Here is a 17,619-nt window from a genome sequence, read left to right on the forward strand (position 1 = left end):
GGCACTTCGCAGTGCCATGTTGTTGTTTCAGCGTGCAGTCGTGGGCAGGAAGTCCTGTGCCAGAGGCACACCTTCACGGGCAATTAGCAGGGTTGAGTCTTGAGGTGTATTGATGATCAGATCGCCATTGCTGAGACGACTGCCCACCAGCGCGATATTGCTATTGGCTTTACCTGCGGTCGTCACGACTTGCGATTGAGTACCGTCTGGGTACACAACGTAATCGCCTTTTTGTGCGGCGCGCACGTGTGAGCCGTCAGTCAATTTGAGTTCCACCGGAAATGTCGCTTGTTTAATCACTCCGCCGTCGCGAGTCTGACTGCCCTGTGTGGCTATTCGGTAAATAGCGATCGCAGGATGAGCGTTAAGGTAGGTCTGTTGTTGATTAACGATCTCCAACGCTTGCTTGTTGAAGGTCGCAAGTTGCTCCTCCGTAAAGCGGGGTTTGTCCAAGTTTCTTAAAAGTTCCGATGAGGCGTCATTGGTATACGGCGAAGGGCGAGGAGTATTCATGTTGAAAAACCTTTTCCAAAAAAGTTGGCTGGTTACCTCTTAACTAACAATGAATTGAGCGTAGTGAGCAAGAGGTGGTGAGTAACACACCAAACTTTGGAGAGGCTTTTGCTTTGCGTACAGTCAGACGTTTCCGGTAGTCGCGTCGTAAGAATCTGATAGAGCGATTGCCTAGGCATAGGAATGACGTCTAGGCGCCCGATGCATTACATCGGGCGCGAACGACTTACTGAGGGGATGAATTGCCGGGTTGCATAGCCATTAGTAGATCATCAACGATGGCTTTGCCCATTTCGCCCAGGTAATGCGACGCGAACGCGAATTTCTCTGCCTTGGGATCCATTGCGGCCTCCAAGGAGAGCATTTTTGCGTAATAGAGCACGTGGGATGCGTGTTCAAGGGCTTCCACAATCGGAACCCCGGCGTTGACGCGGAACACTTTCAAATGGCTTTTGTTTTCACCGCAGTCTGCGAAGGCCACGGCGCCGATGGTTTCGGCTGAGGGTATTTCGTACGGCATAGCTTGCTCCTTTGGTACAACCAAAAAGAGCTGCCAGTCACGATTCCAAGCATGAGGGTGGCAGCTGTACGCAGGTTGGAATCCGAGAAGAAGCGACTCGGCAGGCACGAGGCCTCCCACGTACAGCCGCCATAAAGCACAAACAGCGGGCACAAAAAAGCGCCGACTTATTGTATGACGACGCTGTAGCGCCTTCTTTCTCGGGATTCCACGCCCGGTCGCTGATGAGCAGCGACGGAGGCAGATTAACGCTATGCCGGCGCCGTCGCAACCAGTGGCAAATGGCTGCGCTCCGTGGCGAGGGAGCTTGCTCCCGTTCGGCTGCGCAGCAGTCGTCGGCTTTTTTGGGGGGCGCTTCGCACCCCAGCGCAAGCAAGCTTGCTCGCCACAGAGATAGGCACGCTTCAGGGGGACGGTGTAATGCCCCAAGGTTCCACCCAGTGGAACCACCTTTGATTGTCCTTGCGCCCACATCGCGGTTAGCTGGCGATGTGCAGCAAACAAGAACGGGAACACCCGCCTGTGAGGAGAATCACCATGCGCCCACACCAGCACATCCTGGATTGGCTCAGCGACGTTGCCGGCGATTTGCACGCCGTGCGCCAGGACATCCACGCCCATCCTGAACTTGGCTTTGAAGAGAATCGCACCAGCGCGCTCGTCGCCAAATCCTTGAAAGGCTGGGGCTATGAGGTGCACACCGGCATCGGCAAGACCGGCGTGGTGGGCGTGCTGCGCAATGGCAGCAGCCCCCGCACCCTGGGCATTCGTGCCGACATGGATGCGTTACCCATCATCGAAAACACCGGCGCGTCCTACACCAGCCAACACGCCGGTTGCATGCACGCCTGCGGGCATGACGGCCACACCACCATGCTGCTCGGCGCCGCGCGCTACCTGGCGGCGACTCGGCAGTTCGACGGCACCCTGAACGTGATTTTCCAGCCCGCCGAAGAAGGCCAGGGCGGCGCCGAAGCCATGCTGGCCGACGGTTTGCTGGAGCGTTTTCCCTGCGATGGCTTGTTTGGCATGCACAACATGCCGGGGCTGCCGGCGGGACATCTGGGCTTGCGCGTCGGGCCGATGATGGCCTCGCAGGACTTGCTCACCGTGACCCTCGAAGGTGTTGGCGGCCATGGCTCCATGCCACATTTGACGGTGGACCCGTTGGTCGCGGCGGCGAGCATGGTCATGGCGTTGCAGACGGTGGTGTCGCGCACTATCGACACCCAGGAAGCCGCCGTGGTAACGGTTGGCGCGCTGCAAGCGGGCCAGGCAGCCAATGTGATTCCCCAAGAGGCGTTGTTGCGTTTGAGCCTGCGCGCTCTCAATCCCAAGGTGCGTGAGCAGATGCTGGCGCGCGTGTTCGCCATCATCCAGACCCAGGCCGCCAGCTTTGGCTGCACGGTACAGATCGAACACCGCCCGGCCCTATCCGGTGTTGGTCAATCACGCCGAAGAAACCGAATTCGCCCGCCAGGTCGGCGTCGCCTTGCTCGGCGCCGACGCGGTGGACGGTAACACCCGCACGCTGATGGGCAGCGAAGACTTCGCCTGGATGCTGCAACGCTGCCCCGGCAGCTACCTGTTCATCGGCAACGGCGTGTCGCGGCCGATGGTGCATAACCCCGCTTATGACTTCAACGACGACATCCTGCTGACTGGCGCCGCCTATTGGGGCGCGCTGGCCGAGAGCTGGCTCAAGCCTGCCTGACGACCTTCTTTTTCTGCCGCTGGACCCTTTCCCTCGATCGGTTGAATGGAGTGTTCCTCATGCAGATTGCAAAACCAGGTGTGTCCCGCACCCGCCAAGTGGTGGCGGCCGTGATCGGCAATGCGCTGGAATGGTATGACTTCATCGTTTATGGCTTTCTGGCGAGCATCATCGCCCGGCAGTTTTTCCCATCGGATGACGAGTACGCCTCGCTGCTGATGGCCTTGGCCACTTTCGGCGTGGGCTTTTTCATGCGTCCGGTGGGCGGCATCCTGTTGGGGATCTATTCCGACCGCAAAGGCCGCAAGGCTGCGATGCAGTTGATTATCCGGCTGATGACCGTGTCCATCGCGCTGATCGCCTTCGCACCCAATTACGCCGCCATCGGCATGGGCGCGCCGTTGCTGATCGTGGTGGCGCGCATGCTTCAAGGGTTTGCCACCGGCGGTGAATACGCGAGCGCCACAGCGTTCCTGGTGGAAAGCGCGCCGGCCCATCGCAAGGGCTTATATGGCTCCTGGCAATTGGTGGGGCAATGCCTGGCCGTGTTCGGCGGCGCGGCGATGGTGGCGGCGGTCACGCATTTCTTTTCGCCGCAAACCCTCGACCTGTGGGGCTGGCGCTTGCCGTTTGTGTTCGGTTTGCTGATTGGTCCGGTGGGCCTGTGGATTCGCCGGCACATGGAAGACCCGGAGGAATTCATCGAGGCACGCAAACAGGCAACCGGCCCGGCGCCGAGCCTGATGCAGGTGGTGCGCGAGCATCGGCGCAGCATCCTCGTGTCCATGGGCCTGGCCTGTGGCGCGACGGTGTCGTTCTATGTGGTGCTCGTGAACATGCCGACCTTTGCCCATAAAAGCCTCGGTCTGCCGCTGGATCAAGTGCTGATGGTGCAGATGTTTGCGGTGGCACTGATGACCGTAGTGATTCCACTGTCAGGGCTGCTCTCGGATCGCCTGGGGCGGCGGCCGGTGTTGATGGCGTTCACCTTGGCGTTTTTTGTGATGGTCTATCCGCTGTATGTGTGGGTCGCTGCTGCACCGTCCATCGAGCGTCTGCTGGTGATGCAGGTGATGCTGTGCACCGCCATCGGCGGCTTTTTCGGGCCGGCACCGACGGCATTGGCTGAGCAGTTTCCCATCGAAGTTCGCTCGACCGGTGTATCGGTCGCCTATAACGTGGCGGTCATGGTGTTCGGCGGTTTCGCGCCGTTGATTGTCACTTGGCTGACCCAAGTGCTGGGCACGCCCGTCGCGCCATCTTTCTATGTATTGTTCGCTTGCGTGCTGACGCTGCTGGGCACTTACTGCATGCATGAGGCGCCGCGGGCCAAGCAACCGCAGCCGTTTTCCAAAGAGGTGAAGCCTTGAGTATTGTTGATTGGGATGCCACTGAACTGTCGCGGGCGATCCATGCGCGGCAGGTGTCGTGCGAAGAGGTGATGCAGGCCTACCTGGCGCAGATCCAGCGCTTCAATCCGACGGTGAATGCGCTGGTGTCGCTGCGCGATGCCGATGACGTGTTGGCCGAGGCGCGGGAACGTGATCGCGAGCTGGACCAAGGCCAGTCACGCGGCTGGATGCACGGCATGCCCCAGGCGATCAAGGACCTCGCGGCGACCCAAGGCTTGCGCACCACCCTGGGTTCGCCGCTGTTCGCCGAGCACGTACCCAGCGAAGACGCCATCAGCGTGGCGCGCGTGCGGGCCAGTGGCGCGATCATCATCGGCAAGACTAACGTGCCGGAGTTCGGCCTGGGTTCGCAGACCTACAACACGCTGTTCGGCACCACCGGCAATGCCTACGACCCCAGCCTCGTCGCGGGCGGCAGCAGCGGCGGGGCGGCGGTGGCCCTGGCGCTGCGCATGCTGCCGGTGGCTGACGGCAGCGACATGATGGGCTCGCTGCGCAACCCGGCGGCGTTCAACAACGTGTTTGGCTTGCGCCCGTCCCAAGGCCGTGTGCCTTATGGGCCGACGCCGGAACTGTTCGTGCAGCAATTGGGCACCGAAGGCCCGATGGGCCGCAGCGTCACGGATGTGGCTCAGTTGTTGAGTATCCTGGCGGGTTACGACCCACGGGTGCCGTTGTCGTCCAAGGAGGATCCGGCGGTGTTCGGCCAGCCCTTGCAGCGCGATTTCAAGGGCGCACGCTTGGGCTGGCTGGGGGATTACAACGGCTATCTGCCGATGGACGACGGCGTGTTGAGCCTGTGCGAATCGGCCCTCGGCGATTTCACTGCGTTGGGCTGCACGGTGGAAAGCTGCCAGCCGGATTTTTCCATGGCGCGGCTGTGGCGCAGCTGGTTGGTGCATCGCCACTGGCTGGTGCACGGCAACCTCGGCGCGGCCTACGCCAATCCGCAGAAACGTGCGCTGCTCAAGCCCGAAGCGCAATGGGAAGTGGAGGGCGGCCTGGGTTTGACGGCCCAGCAGGTGTACCAGGCGTCGGTGGATCGCAGCGAGTGGTATCGCGCGCTCGCCAAGCTATTCGAACGTTACGATTTCCTGCTGTTGCCGACTGCCCAAGTGTTCCCTTTCGATGCACAACAGCCCTGGCCACGCCTCGTTGGCGGGCGCGAAATGGACACCTATCACCGCTGGATGGAGGTGGTAATCGGCCCGACCCTGGCCGGGCTACCGAGCATGAACGTGCCGGTAGGGTTCAACCCTCAGGGCCTGCCCATGGGCGTGCAGATCATCGGCCCGGCCCCAGTCGGATCGCGCGGTACTGCAGTTGGCCTATGCTCATGAACAGCTGACGCAATGGGTTCAGCGTCGGCCGCCGACGTGCCTGGCGTCGACGGATTGATCCGCGACCGGGCCTGTATCTTGCTGTGAACAATGATCATCCATCGGCAACAGGGAGATCGAACATGGAGACAGGCACCGTACGCTCGGTCGAGCGCGCGCTGGCAATCGTCGAGTTGCTGGGCGAGCACCAGGCTCTGGGGCTGGAGGAGTTGCACTACCTCACACGTCTGCCCAAGGCCACGGTGTCGCGCATGTTGCTGACGTTGCAGGAGCAGGGCTGGGTCTATCGTGGCCTGAGTGATCGCCGTTACCGCCTACGCGCCCAACGCCTGTTTGGTGACACCCAGCAACGCTTCAAACGCCAGGTAGTAGAAAGCGCGGCGCCGTGGCTGCTGGAACTCAGCGAGCGCACCGGGCTGGTGGTGGATTTATCCTGTTTTGATGGCGAGCGCCTGGAAGTCATGGAAAGCGCGATCCCCAGCGTGTTGCGCAAGCTATACCCCAACAATTGCCAGATCGTCGGCCAGCACGCCAGCCTGTTTCATTCGGCGATGGGCAAGGCCTGCCTGACCCAATTGCCGGCCGAAGAGGTGCAACGGTTGGCGGGGCGCGACCAGGTGGCGGCGGACGAGCAATACCAGGCCTGCGAGCAAACCCAGCACCAGGGCTTCGGCCAGCGCACCGAGGGGTATTGGGAGTATCCGGTGCGCCTGCCGTTTCTGATTCGCGCCGTGGCCCTGCCGGTGCGCGCCAACGGTCGCCTGGTCGGCAGCATGGCGTTGCATTGGCCGATGCATCAGGCGCCGGTGGAGCGGGTGTTGAACCTGCACTTGGCCAGCCTGGAAGAGACGGTGCGCGAAGTGCAGCGCGCATTGGCGTAACCCTCGCGATCCGGTTAAGGTTCGTTCAGGTTTTTCGCCCCATGAGTCTTCAATGTTCAACGCTTCTGTGATCAAACCCCTGGCCTTGGCCCTGTTGGCCGCCGCCGCTGTGCCTGCCCATGCCGACTGGTACCTGGATAACGAGTCCTCGCGTCTGTCCTTCGTCACCACCAAGAACACCGAAATCGCTGAAGTGCAGCGCTTCCTGGTGTTGCACGGGAAGGTCGACAGCAAGGGCGCGGCGCAACTTGAGGTGGAGCTGGAGTCGGTCAACAGTGGCATCCCGCTGCGCGACGAGCGCATGCGCAACCAGTTGTTCGAGATCAAGACTTTTCCCGATGCGTTGATCAACGCGCAAATCAACCTGCAACCGATCAACGATTTGGCCCCTGGCGCGCAATTGGAATTGCGCCTGCCGTTGTCCGTGACCCTGCACGGCAAGACCCAAACCTACAGCGCCGAGCTGTTGGCCACGCGCTTGGACGACCGACGCTTCCAGGTGGTGACCCTGGAACCGCTGGTGATGCATGCCGAGGACTTTGACCTGGCGCCGGGTGTGGCGGCGATGCGCAAAGCGGCGGGGCTCAAGTCGATCAGTCTGTCGGTGCCGGTGGGTGCGGTGCTGATCTTCACGGCGCGCTGACATGAGCGGCGCGGTGTTCCCCTGGCGCAGCGCCAACCGTTTCGAATTGCTGATCGACGGGCCGAATTTCTTCCCGCAGATGCTGGTGGACATTGCCCGCGCCGAGCAGCAAGTCGAGCTGGAGTTGTACCTGGTGGAAGCCGGGAGCTGTGCCGAAGCCATGGTGCAAGCGTTGGTGCTCGCCGCCGAACGCGGCGTGCAGGTGCGCTGCCTGTTCGATGATTACGGCAGCCTGGCGTTTACCCTCGGGCTGCGTAAACGCTTGACCGACGCGGGTGTAGAACTGCGTTTCTACAATCGCCTGAGCTGGCGCCGTTGGATGCGCAATCTGTACCGCGATCATCGCAAACTGTTATTGATCGACCAGAGCATCGCCTTTGTCGGCGGCACCGGCGTGACCGACGAGTTCTGGACGCCGGGCAATGACAGCGCCGACTGGCATGAAGTCATGGTGCAGATCAGCGGCCCGTTGGTGCAGGACTGGCAAGCATTGTTCGACCGTCAATGGCACGCCAACAACGCGCGCCGCGCCTGGAAACCAGCCACCCACTTCGGCTTGCCACGCTTGCCCAGGATGCCGGCCACCGGGCCGGGGCTAGGCCGTGTCGCCTACGCCGACGCCCGCCAACACCGCGATATCCTGCAATCGCTGATCCGTGCGTTGAACAGCGGCAAACAGCGGATCTGGTTGGCGACCCCGTATTTTCTGCCCACCTGGGGCGTACGCCGTGCGTTACGTCGGGCCGCAGGGCGTGGCGTAGACGTGCGTTTGCTACTCACTGGCCCACGCACCGATCACCCGTCCGTGCGTTATGCCGGCCACCGTTATTACCCGCGCTTGCTGCGTTCGGGCGTGCAGATCTTTGAATACCAGCCGTGCTTCCTGCACCTGAAAATGGTGCTGGTGGATGACTGGGTCAGTATTGGGTCGTGCAATTTCGACCACTGGAATTTGCGCTTCAACCTGGAAGCCAATCTGGAAGCGTTGGACCCTGAATTGACGCGGGCGGTGGTGGGCAGTTTCGAGCGGGATTTCGCGCAGAGCCTGGCAGTGAGCCTGGAGGCGTGGAAGTCGCGGCCATTGTGGCGGCGGGTAAAGCAGCGGGTGTGGGGGTGGATTGATCGGTTGGTGGTGAATTTGTTGGATAGACGCGGCTAGCTTAAACACTGACCGCGTCTACAGCTTTAGATCAGAGCAATTCGAACGTCTGCTGCTGCACATCCTGGGAATCCAACCCGATCTGCACATTGAACTCGCCCGGCTCTGCCGCGAACTTCAGTTGGGTGTTGTAGAACTTCAAGTCTTCCTCGGTGATGGTGAAGTGCAACGTGCGCTCTTCGCCGGCCTTGAGCATGACTTTCTGGAAGTTCTTCAGCTCCTTGATCGGGCGGATCATCGAGCCGGCCACGTCCTGGATATACAGCTGCACCACGGTTTCGCCATCCACCTTGCCGGTGTTGGTCACGGTGACACTGGCGTCGAGCTTGCCGGTCTTGTTCAGGGTGGTGGACGACAACGCCATGTCCGACAGGCTGAACGTGGTGTAGCTCAAGCCGTAGCCGAACGGGAACAGGGGACTGGTGGTGTCATCGAAGTACTGCGAGGTGTAGTTGCCCGGCTTGCCTGGGGTGAACGGCCGGCCGATGGTCAGGTGGTTGTAGTAGGTCGGAATCTGCCCCACCGAGCGTGGGAAGGTGATCGGCAGTTTGCCCGACGGGTTGTAGTCACCAAACAGTACGTCGGCAATCGCGTTGCCGCCTTCGGTGCCGGCGAACCAGGTTTCCAGGATCGCGTCGGCCTGTTGGTTCTCTTCGAGAATCGACAATGGGCGGCCGTTCATCAGCACCAGCACCAGCGGCTTGCCGGTGGCCTTCAGGGCCTTGATCAGGTCGCGCTGGCTTTGCGGGATGTTCAGGTCGGTGCGGCTTGAGGATTCATGGGACATGCCACGGGACTCGCCCACGGCAGCCACCACCACATCGGCATCCTTGGCGGCCTTGACGGCCTCGTCGATCATCACCTGGGCTGGGCGGGTGTCATCCACCACTTCCGGCGCATCGAAGTTGAGGAAGTTCAGGTAGTCGACCACCGCCTTGTCGTTGGTGATGTTGGCGCCACGGGCATAGATGATCTTGCCTTTCTCGCCGATCACCGCGTTCAAACCGTCGAGCAGGGTGACCGACTGTTCCGGCTTACCGGCGGCGGCCCAACTGCCCATCATGTCGATCGGCGCCTTGGCCAGCGGGCCGACCAGGGCGATGGTCGCGGATTTCTTCAGCGGCAGCGTGTTGTTCTGGTTTTTCAGCAGCACCAGGCTGCGGCGGGCGATGTCGCGGGCTTCGGCGCGGTGCAGGCGGCTTTCGGCGTAGGTGTCTGCCGGGTCATCCTCGGCCTTGCCGATGCGCAGGTACGGGTCTTTGAACAATCCCATGTCGTACTTGGCGCCGAGCACTTCGCGCACGGCGTTGTCGATGTCGCTCTGCTCGATCTCGCCGGACTTGAGCAGGCCGGGCAATTCCTTGCCGTACAGCGAGTCGTTCATGCTCATGTCGATGCCGGCCTTGATCGCCAGCTTGGCGGCTTCACGCCCGTCCTTGGCCACGCCGTGCTTGATCAGCTCGAAGATCGCGCCGTGGTCGCTCACGGCCAGGCCCTTGAAGCCCCAGTCCTTGCGCAGCAGGTCGTTCATCAGCCAGGTGTTGGCGGTGGCGGGCACGCCGTTGATCGAGTTCAGCGCCACCATCACGCCGCCGGAACCGGCCTTGATCGCCGCGTGGTAGGGCGGCAGGTAGTCCTGGTACATCTTGACCGGGCTCATGTCGACCACGTTGTAGTCGCGGCCGCCTTCCACCGCGCCATACAAGGCGAAGTGCTTGACGCTGGCCATGATGCTGTCGGCATTCGCCGGGCTCACACCCTGGAACGCCTTGACCATCACTTCGGCGATGCGTGAAACCAGGTAGGTGTCTTCACCGAAGCCTTCGGAAGTGCGGCCCCAGCGTGGGTCGCGGGAGATGTCGACCATCGGCGCAAAGGTGATGTCGAGGCTGTCGGCGGCGGCTTCCTGGGCGGCGATGCGTCCGGAGCGGCCGATGGCGTCCATGTCCCAGCTGGAGGCCAGGGCCAGGCTGATCGGGAAAATCGTGCGGTGGCCGTGGATCACGTCGTAGGCGAAGAACATCGGGATCTTCAGGCGGCTGCGCATCGCCGCGTCCTGCATCGGACGGTTTTCCGGGCGGGTGATGGAGTTGAAGGTGCCGCCGATGCGGCCGGCGGCGATTTCCTTGCGGATCAGTTCGCGGGGCATTTCGGGGCCGATGCTGATCAGGCGCAATTGGCCGATCTTTTCATCCAGGGTCATCTGCTTGAGCAGGTCGCTGACGAAGGCGTCCTTGTCTTTAAGCGCAGCAGGCTTTGTTTCTGCCCATACGGGGTGACTGGCCAGAGTGGCAACAAGGCCGAGCAAACACAGCTTTTTCATGAATATCCTTTTTCGGCTCACTGCACAGCGAAAATGCGCTGATCTGCCAAAATGTGGGGAACATATGTTGTTGTTCGAGTGTTATTGCAGAAAATGCACCACACTTCTGAACTCTTATTTGTGCTGGGCATCTTTTTAGCTGATTGATCTGATGCAATCCAGTCGCGGCAGCGGATTATGCCTTACCGTTGCCACATTCCACCAAGGTTCGCCAGGAGAAACACCATGCAAGCAGCACAAGGCTACCGCTGGGGCGTGAAAGCCGCAGTTTTGTTACTAATTAGTACCGTATTGAGTGGTTGCGGCATCAACAACATTCCCACACTGGATGAACAGGCCAAGGCGGCCTGGGGCCAGGTGCAGAACCAGTACCAACGTCGTGCCGACCTGATCCCCAACCTGGTGGAAGTGGTCAAGGGCTACGCCGCCCATGAGCAAGACACCCTCACCGCCGTGATTGAAGCGCGGGCCAAGGCCACCTCGATCCAGGTGGATGCGAGCACCCTCGACAACCCGGAAAAACTCAAGCAGTTCCAGCAGGCCCAAGATGGCTTGAGCGGCGCACTCAGCCGCTTGATGGTGGTGTCCGAGCGCTACCCGGACCTGAAGGCCAACCAGAACTTCCTGGCCCTGCAATCCCAGCTTGAAGGCACTGAGAACCGTATCGCCGTGGCTCGCCGCGACTTTATCCAGGCGGTGCAGGCCTACAACACTGAGATCCGCACTTTCCCTGGCCGTCTGTGGCACAGCGTGATGTACAGCGACTTGCCGATCCGCGCCACGTTTGAAGCCACCAGTGCCGATGCCGATAAAGCGCCGCAAGTGAAGTTCAAATAAGGCTGCACTGAGGTGTCGATGCGTTTATTACGGATAGGCCTGGCGTTGTGGCTGTTGGCCTGCGTCGGTGCGGCCCAGGCAGCGCTGACCTTCCCGGCGCTGACCGGGCGGGTGGTGGACAACGCCCAGATGATCGACCCGGCCACGCGCCAGCAACTGACGCAGCAGTTGCAGGCGCTGGAGCAGACCTCCGGCGACCAGATCGTGGTGGTCACCGTGCCTGACCTGCAGGGCGCGCCCATTGAGGACTTCGGTTATCAATTGGGCCGCGAGTGGGGTATCGGCCAGAAGGGCAAGGACAACGGCGCGCTGTTGATCGTCGCCCGCGATGAGCGCAAATTGCGCATCGAAGTCGGCTATGGCCTGGAAGGTGTGCTCACCGATGCGCAGTCGTGGGTGATCATCAACCAGGTGATTGCGCCGGCGTTCAAGGCCGGTCACTACAGCAAAGGCATCAGCGACGGCGTGGCCGCGATGGTGCAGGTGGTGGGCGGCGAGCCACTGGCGGTGCCGGCGCATGTGGCGGATGCCAACTTTGCCAAGGATAATCCCGGGTTTTCCATCGGCCTGTTTATCCTGCTGATCGGCGTGTTGTGGCTGTGCAATCGCATGGGGCTGCCGGTGGGCGCTATTTTGCTGGCGATTCTCAGCAGCAGCGGCCGTGGCGGTGGCGGCGGGGGAGGCGGCGGTGGTTTTCGGGGCGGCGGTGGCGGCTTCGGCGGCGGCGGGGCTTCAGGCGGCTGGTGATGATAATAATGAGAGAGCAAGCACAACCATGGCATTACTGACTGAACACGAGCAGCGCCAAGTCGCGGAAGCGATCGCCCGCGTCGAGAAAACCACCGACGCGGAGCTGGTGACCGTATTGGCCGCCCGCGCCGACGACTACGCTTATATCCCGCTGTTGTGGGCCAGTCTGATCGCGTTGGTGGTGCCCGGCGTGGTGCATTACTTGTCGGGTTACCTGACCATGTACACCTTGCTGTTGGCGCAATGGGCGACATTCATCGTGTTGTGCCTGGTGTTCCGTTTGCCCAAGGTGACCACGCGGTTGATCCCCCGTTCGGTGCGCCACTGGCGTGCGTCCAACCTGGCGCGGCGGCAGTTCCTGGAGCAGAATCTGCACCACACCCTGGGCAGCACCGGCGTGCTGATTTTTGTCAGCGAGGCGGAGCGGTACGTGGAGATTCTGGTGGATGACGGCATTTCCAAGCGCCTGGATGACGGCAGTTGGGATGTGATCGTCAAGGCGTTTACCCAGCAGGTGAAACAGGGGCAGACGTTGGCGGGGTTTATCGACTGCATCGAAGCCTGCGGCGAGTTGTTGAAGGTGCATGTGCCGGTGACGCAAACCCGCAATGAACTGCCCAATCGATTGGTGGTGCTGGAGTAAGGCGTACCGCTGGTCAAATAACTCCGTGCCCTGGCGGGCTATCCCCCCTAAAATGCCCGGCATTCCCTGCCCGAGGCGTTTTTGTTCATGTCTGTCACCGCTCAACCTGCCCGCCCTGCGCCGGATCATCACGCCCAGTTCATTGAACTGCTCAGCGCAAGCCTCGCGCAAAACGCCTTTATCAAGCTGGTGCTGGCCAAGTACGTCGGTGAGGAAGCCGAGTTGCAGCGGCTGATCATCAAGCCGGTCACGGTCAAGGAGCAGGCGTGCCTGTCCTTCGTCTACCGCTACAAGACCCGCGACATCACCAAGAACTTCCCGCAGGCCGAAGGTGTGGCAGCGATTGCCGCGTTGCTGCCGGCGCAGTTCAAGAACGCGCACCTGCTGTCGCTGACTGACGAAGCCCAGCTGGAATACAGCAAGAAGAACAAAAGCTCGCTGTTCAAAAGCAAGCCACAGCAACTGCGTGAAGCGCCGTCGGCTGAGCATAACCGCGAGAAGAATCGCTTCCTCGACCTGAGCCGGCCATTCCTCGCCGACCTCGGTGTGACCGACGCCAAGCAGGCGCTGATCCCGTCGATGTCGCGCAAGTGGAAGCAGATCAACAAGTTCATCGAAGTGTTCAGCCACGCGCTCACCTCGTCGCCTTTGAAGCTGGACCAGCCGGTGCGTGTCGCTGACTTCGGCTCGGGCAAGGGCTACCTGACGTTCGCGATCCACGACTACCTGCGCAACACCCTCAAGGCCGAGGGCGAAGTGACCGGCGTCGAGCTGCGCGAAGACATGGTGACCCTGTGCAACTCAGCGGCCGCCCGCCTGGAGCATCCGGGGCTGGTGTTCAAGTGCGGCGATGTACGCAGTGTGGCGCCCAGCGAACTGGACGTGATGATCGCCCTGCATGCCTGCGACATTGCCACGGACTACGCGATCCACACCGGCATCCGTTCCGGCGCGTCGATCATCATGTGCTCGCCGTGCTGCCACAAGCAGATTCGCCTGCAGATCCAGAGCCCACTGCTGCTCAAGCCGATGCTGCAATACGGCCTGCACCTGGGCCAACAGGCCGAAATGGTCACCGACAGCTTGCGTGCGCTGTTCCTCGAAGCCTGTGGGTATGAGACCAAGGTGTTTGAGTTCATCTCGTTGGAACACACCAACAAGAACAAGATGATTCTGGCGGTCAAGCGCGCCGAGCCTGTGGACAACGCGCAGTTGCTGGAGAAAATCCAGGCGCTTAAAGCGTTCTACCACATCACCGAACATTGCCTGGAAGCCCTGCTGCGCGCGGATGGCTACCTGGCCTGATCGGCCACAGCCACGGGCGCAGGCTGCACCGCCGTCTTGCGCCCCAGCATCACCGTCACGATCACCCCACAGGCAAACAGCCAGGTGATTGGCTCGATGTGTTCGCCAAAGAACAGCGCCGAAAACGCGATGGTGAAGAAGATCTGCAACAGCTGGATCTGGCTGACCCGCGCAATCCCGCCCATGGCCAACCCGGCGTACCAGGCAAAGAACCCCAGGAACTGCGAGAACAGCGACACGTAGCCAAACGCCCACCAGGCGCGCATGGAAATCGCCCCTTGATGCTGCGCCGCCAGGTACCACACCGGCCCGATCAGCACGGGCGTCGACAGTACCAGCGCCCAACAGATCACCTGCCAGCCGCCCATCTCCTTGGCCAATCGGCCGCCTTCGGCATAACCCAGGCCGCCCACCGCGATTGCACCGAGCATCAGCAAATCACCGGCCTGGATACTGCCGGCGCCGGTGATCAACGCGTAGCTCAACACCAAGCCACTGCCCAGCGCCGCACAGGCCCAGAAGGCTTTCGACGGCCGCTCATGGGACAGCCACGCCGCGTACAGCGCCACGCACAGCGGTTGCAGGCCGTTGACCAGCGCGCCATGGGACGCCGGCAAGGTCTGCATGGCCCAGGCCGACAGCACCGGGAAACCCAGGATCACGCCCGCGATCACCAGGCACAGCCCGCGCACCTGGCGCCAGGTCGGCCAGCGCTCACGGCGCCACAGCAACAGCGCCGCCGCCGGGATTGCCGCGAACAACGCGCGGCCCAGGCCGTTGAGCAACGGGTGGATTTCCTGCACCACGATGCGGGTGAAGGGCAGGGTCAGGCTGAAGATGATGACGCCCAGCAGGCCGAGGGCCATGCCGGTGTTTTCGCGCGAGCTCATGGGGAAGAACCGAAATCTAGAGGGCTTCAAGGGAAGCCCATCTAGCCACATCCCCCGCCGATTGCGGGCTTACAGCTGCGTGCGGATTTATCCGTACAGTTTTTCAGAAGAAACGGGTGATGCTGACCTTGGCGTTGCGCCCCTCACTGTAGGCACGGTCGCCGCTGAGGGCGGGGCGGTAGTTGCGGTTGAACAAGTTGTCGACGGTGAAGTTGACCTCGGTACCCTTGAGGCCGGCCTGCTGCGGTTTCCAACTGGCGAACAGGCCCTGGGTATCGTAACTGGCGTTGTCGTACTGGTCGTAGAAGCTGTCGCCGGCCACGCTGTTGAGGCTGCTTGAGTATTTGTCGCTGGGAAGACGGTCGGTCTTGCGTACGAACTGTCCCTGCCAGCCCACTTGAGCGTCCCAGCTCGGGATCTTGGTGCCTAGTACCACCACCCATTTGGCCGGTGGAATATCACGCGCCCACACGTGAGTACCGGTGGCCCATGGGTTGGTGTAAGGGTTGTCGCGCTTGCCGGTGGCCCAGGAATAGGACAGGGAGCCGAACAGGTAAGTGGAGTCGTAGTAACCCTCAACCTCGAAACCCTTGATGGTCATACCGCCGACGTTGCGGTAGTTGGATTTGGCGGCCATATCTCCACCGCAGACCGTATCGATACTGCCCGGGACCGAGTTCTGCCGCTCGCAGCCGATACCGGTCGCCTTGAAGATTTCATCCTCGATACGGTTGTGGAACAGCGTGGTGCGTAGTTGCAGGTTGTCTTCGCGGGTGAAAACACCGGAGAAGTTGGTGACGTTGCCCGCGGTGATCGCGGTGATGCGTTCCGGGTCAAGGTCGACACTGGTGGCGGTTCGGCTGCCGATGCCTTGCACTTCGTACTGTTCGTCGATCACCGGGGCGCGCCAGGTTTTGTTCCAGCTGGCGAACATTGCCACATCCGGCGTGATGTTCCAGTAGGCTGCCAGGCGTGGCGACCAGCCGGTGTAGGTACGGTCGCTGTAGTCATGCCCGAAAGACGGATTCGGATTGCTGTAGTAAGGCGCATCATTGGCTTCGCCACGGTTGCGCACGTGGTCGTAGCGCAGGGACGGGGTGATGGTCACGTCGCCGATGGTCACGGCGTCCTGAAGGTAGAGCGAGTTGGTGTCGACTTTGCCGTGGGGCATGAAATAGGGCTGGAAGTGCCCGTAGTTATAGCGGGGCGTGTTGTAGGCGGCACCGGGCATCCAGCTTTCGGTCTCGCGGATGTGTTTGCGGATCTGCACGCCCGTGGTCACCGCGTGTTCCAGTGGCCCGGTGGTGAACAGGCTGATGTTGCGCGCTTCCAGAATCTTGTCGTTGTAGGAAGTGTCCATCTTGCGCCCGCCGGTGGCCAGGGAGAACGAGGCATTTTCGTTGCGCTCATCGGTCTGGTCGGTATCGGACACGGAGTAGCTGAGTTTCAAATCCACCAACGGGTTGTCCAGGGGCTTGTATTCATATTTGCCCGAATATGTGGTGTCGATGGTTTCGCGATCCGCCAGGAAGCGTTTGAGCGCGCCTTCGTAGCCGTAACGGTCAATCGCCGATTGCAGCGGTGGCGTGGGGTAGCTTTTGGCCGAGAAGGGCGTCCAGCGCTGGCTTCGCGAGCGCGAATACGACAGCCCCATACTGTGTTCGTCGGTAAAATGTGCGTTGACCTTGAACAAGGCGCCGTCGACATTCTGCGCGCTGTTGGGCAGGCGCTTGGGGTTGATCGGAAACTCGTTGTACTTGTCCGGCGGGGTGGCTGCCAGCTTCATGTCGCCGCCGTCGCGCTGGGTGATGTAGGCCAGGCCGTCGAAGCGAGCATCATCGGTGCGGCCGTAGATGGCCGAGCTGTAGACCTGTTCGTGGTCATTGCTCGAATAACCATACTTGAGCATCGCCCCGGCATTGCGGCCGTCTTCAAGCAGGTCTGGCGCATCCTTGGTTTCCATGTGTACCGTGCCACCGAAGCCGCCGTTACCGGTAAAGGCCGAGTAGGGGCCTTTCTCCACTTCGATTCTCTTGATCAATTCGGGCTCGATAAACACGGTGCCCTGCTGATAGCGCTCGAAGCCGCTTTTGGTGGCGCCATCGACGGTCATCGGTATGTCTTCGGCCTCGCCCATGCCTCGAATGTTGATGGTCTGGCCACCCGGTTTGGGCGAGCCTCCCATAAACACACCCGGCAGGGTTTGCAGCAGCGCGGGAATATTATTCGGTTGGTAACGGTTGATGTCCGCCTGGCTTAAAGTCGAGCGGCCTACGGTGACGGAGTCGACCTGCGTGCCGGTGCCGATCACGCTCAGGGCATCCAGTTGGATGGCACCGCTGTTGGTGGTCTTGCCCTCGTCCGGGCGCACGACGTAGGTGCTCCCGACCTTGATCAGGGTGAACTCGCCGTTTTTCAGCAGGGTGCGAATCGCCACTTCCGGCGTGAAGTCGCCGTTGAGTGCCGGCGCCTGCACGTTCTTGAGCAGTTCTTCATCGAACAGCAACTGGATTTTCGCCTGCTGCGCCACCTGGCTCAGGGACGTGGCCAGCGACTGCGCAGGCAGTTGCAGCGTGAGCGATTCGGCCTGGGCACTGAGGCTCAATACCAGGCAGCTAGCGATGAGCGTCGGTCGAAGAAGCAGGTGCAAAGCGTGGCAAGGCGCGCGAAACATGAAATCCCCCGGTGT

Annotated in this window: 13 protein-coding genes and 2 pseudogenes; 10 read left to right on the forward strand and 5 right to left on the reverse strand. The window is 61.4% G+C overall.

The features are described 5' to 3' along the window. Positions 1-27: 27 nt before the first annotated feature. On the reverse strand, positions 28-513 hold the full coding sequence (locus tag AYR47_RS14195) for a hypothetical protein (RefSeq protein WP_061435624.1): 486 nt from the start codon (positions 511-513) through the stop codon (positions 28-30). A gap of 226 nt (positions 514-739) precedes the next feature. Continuing rightward, positions 740-1,033, reverse strand: a complete 294-nt coding sequence (locus AYR47_RS14200) for a DUF3077 domain-containing protein (protein ID WP_061435626.1) — start codon at positions 1,031-1,033, stop codon at positions 740-742. Positions 1,034-1,570: 537 nt separating this feature from the next. Between AYR47_RS14200 and AYR47_RS14205 the strand changes: the two are divergent. The 6 genes and pseudogenes from AYR47_RS14205 to AYR47_RS14230 all read left to right on the forward strand — a co-directional run bounded on the left by AYR47_RS14205 (position 1,571) and on the right by AYR47_RS14230 (position 8,182). Then, a pseudogene (locus AYR47_RS14205) lies at positions 1,571-2,747 on the forward strand (M20 aminoacylase family protein). A 59-nt stretch (positions 2,748-2,806) separates the two neighbouring features. Next, the gene (locus AYR47_RS14210) at positions 2,807-4,117 is read left to right on the forward strand and encodes a citrate-proton symporter (RefSeq protein WP_061435627.1); all 1,311 of its coding nucleotides are present in this window, start codon (positions 2,807-2,809) and stop codon (positions 4,115-4,117) included. Beyond that, a pseudogene (locus AYR47_RS14215) lies at positions 4,114-5,557 on the forward strand (amidase). Before AYR47_RS14210 ends, AYR47_RS14215 begins: the two are co-directional and overlap by 4 nt. A 64-nt stretch (positions 5,558-5,621) precedes the next feature. Further along, positions 5,622-6,380, forward strand: a complete 759-nt coding sequence (locus AYR47_RS14220; protein WP_033902706.1) for an IclR family transcriptional regulator — start codon at positions 5,622-5,624, stop codon at positions 6,378-6,380. Positions 6,381-6,432: 52 nt separating this feature from the next. Next, the gene (locus tag AYR47_RS14225; protein WP_061435629.1) at positions 6,433-7,023 is read left to right on the forward strand and encodes a YceI family protein; all 591 of its coding nucleotides are present in this window, start codon (positions 6,433-6,435) and stop codon (positions 7,021-7,023) included. 1 nt (position 7,024) lies between these two features. Beyond that, on the forward strand, positions 7,025-8,182 hold the full coding sequence (locus AYR47_RS14230) for a phospholipase D-like domain-containing protein (protein WP_061435631.1): 1,158 nt from the start codon (positions 7,025-7,027) through the stop codon (positions 8,180-8,182). A gap of 31 nt (positions 8,183-8,213) precedes the next feature. Here AYR47_RS14230 and bglX read toward each other — a convergent pair whose 3' ends face one another. After that, positions 8,214-10,505: a beta-glucosidase BglX gene (gene bglX, locus AYR47_RS14235; protein ID WP_061435633.1), complete on the reverse strand. Its 2,292-nt coding sequence runs from the start codon at positions 10,503-10,505 to the stop codon at positions 8,214-8,216. 225 nt (positions 10,506-10,730) lie between these two features. On the opposite strand from bglX, the gene AYR47_RS14240 reads away from it, so the two are divergent. The 4 genes from AYR47_RS14240 to AYR47_RS14255 all read left to right on the forward strand — a co-directional run bounded on the left by AYR47_RS14240 (position 10,731) and on the right by AYR47_RS14255 (position 14,040). Next, positions 10,731-11,342, forward strand: a complete 612-nt coding sequence (locus AYR47_RS14240; protein ID WP_028619295.1) for a LemA family protein — start codon at positions 10,731-10,733, stop codon at positions 11,340-11,342. Between the two features lie 18 nt (positions 11,343-11,360). Beyond that, positions 11,361-12,089 carry a TPM domain-containing protein gene (locus AYR47_RS33175; RefSeq protein WP_061435635.1) on the forward strand — a complete coding sequence of 243 codons (729 nt, stop codon included), beginning with the start codon at positions 11,361-11,363 and terminating at the stop codon, positions 12,087-12,089. Positions 12,090-12,117: 28 nt separating this feature from the next. Next, positions 12,118-12,735, forward strand: coding sequence for a TPM domain-containing protein (locus tag AYR47_RS14250; RefSeq protein WP_033902701.1), 618 nt, complete (start codon positions 12,118-12,120; stop codon positions 12,733-12,735). 87 nt (positions 12,736-12,822) lie between these two features. Beyond that, a complete protein-coding gene (locus tag AYR47_RS14255) occupies positions 12,823-14,040 on the forward strand; it encodes a class I SAM-dependent methyltransferase (RefSeq protein ID WP_061435637.1) in 1,218 nt (405 codons plus the stop codon). Here the strand turns inward: AYR47_RS14255 and AYR47_RS14260 are convergent. Together AYR47_RS14260 and AYR47_RS14265 are read right to left on the reverse strand one after the other, a co-directional pair. After that, on the reverse strand, positions 14,028-14,930 hold the full coding sequence (locus AYR47_RS14260; RefSeq protein WP_033902699.1) for a DMT family transporter: 903 nt from the start codon (positions 14,928-14,930) through the stop codon (positions 14,028-14,030). The genes AYR47_RS14255 and AYR47_RS14260 overlap by 13 nt on opposite strands. Before the next feature lie 103 nt (positions 14,931-15,033). Beyond that, on the reverse strand, positions 15,034-17,604 hold the full coding sequence (locus AYR47_RS14265; RefSeq protein ID WP_033902698.1) for a TonB-dependent receptor: 2,571 nt from the start codon (positions 17,602-17,604) through the stop codon (positions 15,034-15,036). Positions 17,605-17,619: the final 15 nt, after the last annotated feature.

Source organism: Pseudomonas azotoformans (assembly GCF_001579805.1).
GTDB classification, from domain to species: Bacteria; Pseudomonadota; Gammaproteobacteria; order Pseudomonadales; family Pseudomonadaceae; genus Aquipseudomonas; species Aquipseudomonas azotoformans_A.

Coding starts and splice junctions, on each gene's coding strand:
- AYR47_RS14260 (WP_033902699.1), bottom strand. CDS start 14,930: ATGAGCTCGCGCGAAAACACCGGCATGGCCCTCGGCCTGCTGGGCGTC.
- AYR47_RS14255 (WP_061435637.1), top strand. CDS start 12,823: ATGTCTGTCACCGCTCAACCTGCCCGCCCTGCGCCGGATCATCACGCC.
- AYR47_RS14200 (WP_061435626.1), bottom strand. CDS start 1,033: ATGCCGTACGAAATACCCTCAGCCGAAACCATCGGCGCCGTGGCCTTC.
- AYR47_RS33175 (WP_061435635.1), top strand. CDS start 11,361: ATGCGTTTATTACGGATAGGCCTGGCGTTGTGGCTGTTGGCCTGCGTC.
- AYR47_RS14265 (WP_033902698.1), bottom strand. CDS start 17,604: ATGTTTCGCGCGCCTTGCCACGCTTTGCACCTGCTTCTTCGACCGACG.
- AYR47_RS14210 (WP_061435627.1), top strand. CDS start 2,807: ATGCAGATTGCAAAACCAGGTGTGTCCCGCACCCGCCAAGTGGTGGCG.
- AYR47_RS14240 (WP_028619295.1), top strand. CDS start 10,731: ATGCAAGCAGCACAAGGCTACCGCTGGGGCGTGAAAGCCGCAGTTTTG.
- AYR47_RS14220 (WP_033902706.1), top strand. CDS start 5,622: ATGGAGACAGGCACCGTACGCTCGGTCGAGCGCGCGCTGGCAATCGTC.
- AYR47_RS14225 (WP_061435629.1), top strand. CDS start 6,433: ATGTTCAACGCTTCTGTGATCAAACCCCTGGCCTTGGCCCTGTTGGCC.
- AYR47_RS14195 (WP_061435624.1), bottom strand. CDS start 513: ATGAATACTCCTCGCCCTTCGCCGTATACCAATGACGCCTCATCGGAA.
- AYR47_RS14230 (WP_061435631.1), top strand. CDS start 7,025: ATGAGCGGCGCGGTGTTCCCCTGGCGCAGCGCCAACCGTTTCGAATTG.
- bglX (WP_061435633.1), bottom strand. CDS start 10,505: ATGAAAAAGCTGTGTTTGCTCGGCCTTGTTGCCACTCTGGCCAGTCAC.
- AYR47_RS14250 (WP_033902701.1), top strand. CDS start 12,118: ATGGCATTACTGACTGAACACGAGCAGCGCCAAGTCGCGGAAGCGATC.